The sequence below is a fragment of the Paramuribaculum intestinale genome (genome assembly GCF_003024925.1).
In the GTDB taxonomy this organism is placed as follows: domain Bacteria; phylum Bacteroidota; class Bacteroidia; order Bacteroidales; family Muribaculaceae; genus Paramuribaculum; species Paramuribaculum intestinale.
Genome location: NZ_PUED01000145.1, coordinates 1 through 6007, shown reverse-complemented (window position 1 = coordinate 6007; position 6007 = coordinate 1). Strand labels below are relative to the sequence as shown.

Annotated in this window: 6 protein-coding genes; 3 read left to right on the top strand and 3 right to left on the bottom strand. The window is 43.2% G+C overall.

The genetic code is table 11. The annotated features are described in order from the left end of the window. Both C5O24_RS10065 and C5O24_RS13810 read left to right on the top strand, forming a co-directional pair. A partial coding sequence (locus C5O24_RS10065; protein WP_161553875.1) for an ATP-binding protein occupies nucleotides 1-362 on the top strand: 362 nt, incomplete at its 5' end. Nucleotides 363-592: 230 nt separating this feature from the next. Continuing rightward, nucleotides 593-985 carry a hypothetical protein gene (locus tag C5O24_RS13810; RefSeq protein ID WP_133165527.1) on the top strand — a complete coding sequence of 131 codons (393 nt, stop codon included), beginning with the start codon at nucleotides 593-595 and terminating at the stop codon, nucleotides 983-985. 52 nt (nucleotides 986-1037) lie between these two features. Here the strand turns inward: C5O24_RS13810 and C5O24_RS10060 are convergent, their stop codons facing one another. Continuing rightward, nucleotides 1038-2465, bottom strand: coding sequence for an RNA/DNA-binding domain-containing protein (locus C5O24_RS10060; RefSeq protein ID WP_107036997.1), 1428 nt, complete (start codon nucleotides 2463-2465; stop codon nucleotides 1038-1040). An 806-nt stretch (nucleotides 2466-3271) separates the two neighbouring features. On the opposite strand from C5O24_RS10060, the gene C5O24_RS10055 reads away from it, so the two are divergent. Further along, nucleotides 3272-4420 (top strand): PDDEXK nuclease domain-containing protein, encoded by a 1149-nt coding sequence (locus C5O24_RS10055; RefSeq protein ID WP_107036998.1) that lies wholly within the window; start codon nucleotides 3272-3274, stop codon nucleotides 4418-4420. 112 nt (nucleotides 4421-4532) lie between these two features. Here the strand turns inward: C5O24_RS10055 and C5O24_RS10050 are convergent, their stop codons facing one another. Further along, nucleotides 4533-5294, bottom strand: coding sequence for a hypothetical protein (locus tag C5O24_RS10050; protein ID WP_107036999.1), 762 nt, complete (start codon nucleotides 5292-5294; stop codon nucleotides 4533-4535). A gap of 17 nt (nucleotides 5295-5311) precedes the next feature. Further along, nucleotides 5312-6007: hypothetical protein (locus C5O24_RS14040; RefSeq protein ID WP_107681778.1), on the bottom strand; the 696-nt coding region annotated here is incomplete at its 5' end.

Sequence of the window (6007 nt, the reverse complement as noted above, 5' to 3'; positions counted from 1 at the left end):
AAGGGATGCGCGTGCTATACGCCAGCACAGCACGCCTGATGGGCCAGCTGAAGGCCGCAAAGGCAAAAGGCACGATTCTTACCGAACTGAAAAGGATCGAGCGTACCGACCTTCTCATCCTTGATGACTTCGGCATACATCCCTTCGATGCCGCCGCGCGATCCTCACTGATGGACATAATCGAGGACCGGCACGGACGACGGGCCACCATCATCACCTCCCAGGTTCCCGTATGCGACTGGCATGACGTGATCGGAGAGAAGACGATCGCCGATGCGATCCTCGACAGGATCGTGCACCACTCGATAAGGATAGAGCTCTTCGGAGAGTCCATCCGCAAGTTGCAGAATAAAATCAAATGATTATTTTTGTAAATAAATCTTAATTATCAACACGCCATCAGAATCCCCCAGACCCTATTGTCAACCCCTGTAAAAACTGTCCAAAAATCACAGGTTATCAATGGGGGTCAATTTAAATAATCCATAGGGGGTCAATTTGTTGAGAATATCCAGTTATAGACATAATTAATGATATCTCCAACAGTGACGAGACCTTCGAACAAAGAATTCAATCGCTTCCAGCCCGTGGGTTGGGATTCCTTAATTCTTTCTTTAAGGAAGTTTCTAATAATAATTCAATTTTAAAAATAGAATCAGGTAGTGAATATATTGAACTTTCATCTACGCAAGTAAAAAGGAGCTATTCAAGAGTATCTTCTACTATTTGTAACGAAGAAGAGGTTACTGAGAAGGCTTTTTTTAAGGGTGCTTTAATAGACACAGGAAAATTTGAAATAAGTACTCCGTTTGGTATGAAGATTAATGGAGATATATCTGCCGACTTAACTCAAGATGAAATTGCTCAATACAATCGTGATTTTTCTAACGAAGAATGCATGGTAACACTGATGAAGTTTACGACGATTTACCACAATGGGAATGAGCGAACCACCTATGAACTAATGAAAATACATCCTGTATAAGATATTAACTTGTTGCCTAACTTGTCGCCTAAGACATAAGTCAGGCAACAAGTTAAATTTCTGTATCCTTCAAATAATATTTTTGATTCCGACTATTAGGTTTATCTGGATTAGTCATTGCCAAGACATTATTAAGCAGGGGGTTTATATATGAACTTTTGAATTTTCCTCTGTCTTTATATCCTAAATAAGCCATTATTTCTGCTAATGAACGTGGCTCATTACAGAACTCAATGATTTTTTCCTCAATTGTTTTGGCTGTTTGACTTGTGCCCTTCGAAAAATCAGACTCGTTTGTGGCATGGATATTGACTCGAAATGCCGTCATGGTATTCACATCAAATTCGGCGGGAGGATTGCCGTTATCTTTCAACATCTCTTGCACACGGGTAACTCCTCGGTTGAATTTGTTGACATACTTCATCACTCTCATGGCTTCTGCCACAAGAGGATTACGATAGTCATTGACCGATGGAAAGTTCTCCGGACGAGCTTCGCCATAAAGACCTCCGGCATTCATAACTTCGATATAGTCATCAAACTGATACAACCGAATTGGCATATTGGCTTGATAGTCCCTATGCATACAGGCGTTCATCAGCAATTCGCGGATTGCTCCTTCCGGATAATTCCAGACAGTCCTTTCCCGGAACAGAGTTTCCGGTATAGGTCGCTGGGTTATTATGCCGTCACGAACAAAGGATTCCAGCGACGGCAACATCTTATATAGAGGGCCTGCAAACTGACGTTCATTGAGAATGTCTCCACCTTTGTCTTTTCCTGCAAAACGCACGAATTGCACATAATTACCCAGAAGAAAATACTTGGGATTTTTACCGAAAAGAATTATTCCGGCGTATGTAGGACAGTCATTGTCTCGATCATATAAATGGATAGAGGCAAGTTGTTCCTTTATGTCGCGCTTGTCGTTCGCAAGAGTCTCCTCATCAAATGCCATCGGGAGATAGTTGATCTTGATGTATTCGAGATCTAAATCTTCCAGTTTGGCACTGAGACAAGGTGTAGCATCAAAGGTCGCCATGAATGAGCAACGACGTTCAGCAAGTATTCTTTCCTCAGCTTCGGTAGCGATGTCGCGTCTCGGACCGATTCGGATAAATACTCTGCCTCGATAGCGAACAGGTGGTAAGTCAGATGGATGAACCTCAGCAACCAACAAATCACCTTCGGGATAAGAGAACCGTTCAACGGACATTGTCGGCAAAGGAAGTATATTGCCGTCAGAACGTATTCCGGCAATCTTTTTCAGCAGAGCATCATCCACCTTCATTCCCGCGATAGATCCGTCATCTTTCGCTCCAATAATCAGATAGCCATTTTTTCTGGAAGCAGGCATATCATTGGCAAACGCACAAATGGCCTCACAGAACTTGTCCATGTTGCCTGTACTCGTCGTGCGTTCCACTCGATATGATTCTGTGGACTTCAACAAGTCCAACACATCTTCTTTAGCTATCATACTGATTTGTTGGGTTTCAGACTGCAAATTTACGAAAAATCCGTGAGATATGGAAGGATTGACTATGAATTAACAATAACCTGATGAAAAAGCAAAACGGAAAAAAATACCCAGCCTACTTACATCAATATGCCAAATGTGGTATAGAATTATGAGATTTGGCCGTCTGATGTAAGTAAATAACGAACATTGTAGAGTCTCTTAAGTCTGGTTTTGTCGCAAATTTAAGCAATATTTGCGACAGAATTATAAAAGAATTATAATGGATAGCTTTGCAAAATAGTTAGTTATACTCATTGTCAATTGCAACATGTAATTATGTTAGAGATCTGATTATGATTTTATTTTCATCAGCCCATATATGGTTGGTTTAGTTCATCGGGCGTATATATAGCCCGAACCAAACCAATCTTACTCCTATTATCCACTACGGTGCCAAATGTGTGTAAAAAACATGCGATTTGGCACTCTCGTGCACCTCATATACAGTCTATAAAGAGATGGATAATCACGATTGCCGCTATCCAAATCTGCCATCACGTTTCCAAAAGTGGTGTAAAAAAAGTAGATTTGGAAGTGTGATGTATCTGTCTTAGATGTGATTTATAGGTTGGTGTAATGCGTCATGCTTCCAAATCTCAAAAAAACAGAGATTTGGAAATGGTATGTATGGGTATTTTACATGAGATGTGGGCTGCAATGACATGTCAGACGAAAATGAGAGGTAGTTTTTCGGTTGATTTTTGTCCTCGTTAACATTCTCGGATAATAGCCCTGATTCCCAATAAAATTCGTAACTTTGCAAAATGAAATCCGAGCTGAATAAATACGACAATATCAACGCTGATGACGCTCAGTTTATCAGTGATATAAAGGCGATAGTATATACCGCCAAACAAAAGGCATATCAGGCCGCCGACCTCTTTCAAGTCGCTGCTAACTGGCTTGTCGGCAGACGCATTGTTGAACAAGAGCAACATGGACAGGAAAGGGCTCAATACGGGAAGCACATTGTTGAGCTTGCATCCGAGGCTCTAACGGCAGAGTTCGGAAAGGGATATTCTGTTGTAAATATAAAGAGTTTCAGAAAGTTCTATTTGACATTCAACAACTTGCTAATTGGGCAGACACCGTCTGCCCAATCCGGGAACGACCTTACCATAAAAGGGCAGTCAGTGTCTGCCGAATTGGAGTTAACAAAAATGCTCCCCTCCAATTTGTCTTGGTCACATTATGAACGGCTGATGAGAATCAAGAATGAAGATGAACGTGATTGGTACATGAGGGAAGCTGCAGAAGAGAGCTGGAGTGTCCGTACACTCAACCGCAACATCGGCTCTCAATATTATAATCGTCTGCTTCAGACACCGGAATCAAAACGTGGAGAAGTCATTGATGAGATGAAACGACTTACAGCAGATTATCAGAAAGACCGACATAAATTCCTGCGAAATCCGGTCGTGGCAGAGTTTTTGGGCTTTTCACAAGATGCCGCATATTCTGAAACCAATCTTGAATCTGCGATTATCGACCATCTCCAGAAGTTTATCCTCGAACTTGGCAAAGGGTTTGCTTTTGTTGCGCGTCAGCAGAGGATAAAGACTGACATGGGCGAGTATTACATTGATCTTGTATTTTACAACTATATCCTTAAATGTTTTCTGCTCATAGACTTAAAAAGCTCTCAAATATCCTACGAGGATGTGGGGCAAATGGATATGTATATCCGTATGTACGATGAGTTGAAATGCTCGGAAGGCGATAATCCTACAATCGGATTGCTCCTTTGCTCGGAAACAAGCAAAGACTTAGCACGATATTCAATTCTCAAGGACAGCAAACAACTCTACGCTGCCAAATATCTGACATATCTCCCGACAAAGGAAGAATTAACCGCAGAAATCGAGCATCAGAAAGAGATTTTCGCCCTGCAAACGGGCAAATATCAAGATTAAGTCCTTGCTTTTTTTGTATTTTATAACGATAATTAAGAGGAAATCAGAAAAGCATTAACTGCCCATTCCTAATGGGGCTCACAGCAGAATATTTTCAGAGCAGATAGATGGATTATTCACAGTCGGTTATGTAAGTGATATCTAGTTCTGCCTCGTGGGCAAGGCCTTTACACTGGCGGGTGAAAAGCTGCCATGGCGTCGAGCCGAAGTATTTGCCGATGATTTCAATGATTCGGCTTTGTTCGGCTGTGGTGCATGGGTGTTCGGGTGTGGTGTAGAGCACGCATATACATTCCTGTTTCTTGCTGGGCCCCAAATATTTCTTGCTATTATATAATGGGTTGAGCAACAGGTCTGCAATGTACTCAATGCGGCCTGACTTCCCATAAGTCTGAGATTCATAGTATACTTTCTCAATGGATGATGAAGACAATAACGACTGTTTAGTCCGTTCGGGCAAAGGGCCGATTTTTGCTTCGAGCAGTGCAAGCTCCCACCGTGGCTCGCCAGGCTCGAACTCCTCGGGCCAATCTGCCACGTCTCCCCAGTCGATTTCGCCATAACGTCCGAAGGGCGCGGAACACCATAGAATCTCGGCTGCCGCCTCTGCGGTGGTAACCGCTCCGTTGTCGGGGAGTACTACCTCCATGCCGACAATATTGAAATATCGGTCTCCCTCTGTCATATAGGCATTAGAGTTGCCATCAGGGCGGAACGTTATCGTGCCGCCTTCGCCCGAAAACACGGTGTTAAGGATAATATCATAATTCTCCTTGTATTCCGACAATGGCAGAAGCGCATCAGGATATTTCTTCTTCATCGGCTCAATGATATCCTTGAGCTCCAATGATTGAAATAGTTCTTTTACAGTCATGGCAAAATCAATAAAAATTAATTAGGTATAAAGCGGGTGCCGTCCTGCTCGGTAATGCTTTGGATAGTCAGTTTGGCTTCTGCCCAGAAGTCGTTCAGGCGGATAAGGTCGGGGATGGAATAGAGCTGATGGTCGGTGAGCTGATGTACGGTATGGCATATTATGATGTCGGCAAACTCGCGCCGTCCTGAAAAAGGATACTCGTTCCAGCTTTGTCCGTCGTCGAGGGGCGTTGAAGAGCAATGTACGCATTCGATATTTTCCTCGACAGTGCCATCCCCAAGGTCGGCAATAAGCTTTATCATCAACGTAAAATCAGAGCCATATTCGCAATCATCTTCAAGTTTCAGCACTGAATCATCGCTGTTGAAACAATAGCGAAGTGTTCCTTCCAGCTCATAGTCGTCGTCAAATTCGGGGCAATCCATTACGAGCGGCAGTCGGGATTCCAGAGCCTTGACGCGGTCATGCAATTGGCGGGTCAATGTGAATAATCGCTCGTTCACAGCTTTGAATCTGAACACATTCTCATCTGAGGGAAGGAACATTTCGTTTAGAATCTCCCGCCGCGAATCGAGCAACGAGCCTACCTTCTCCCGTTTCTCCAGGCATGAAGTCCAACTGTCAGAATGGTCGATGTCAACGCCTGCGATGGCTCTGATTTTCGATTCGACCTCAGCGAGCCGATGTTTCAGATTGTCTCTATTCATGTG

Bases quoted from the DNA above. Each gene is read 5' to 3' on its own strand.
- C5O24_RS10060 (WP_107036997.1), bottom strand. From the start codon at position 2,465: ATGATAGCTAAAGAAGATGTGTTGGACTTGTTGAAGTCCACAGAATCA.
- C5O24_RS10055 (WP_107036998.1), top strand. From the start codon at position 3,272: ATGAAATCCGAGCTGAATAAATACGACAATATCAACGCTGATGACGCT.
- C5O24_RS10050 (WP_107036999.1), bottom strand. From the start codon at position 5,294: ATGACTGTAAAAGAACTATTTCAATCATTGGAGCTCAAGGATATCATT.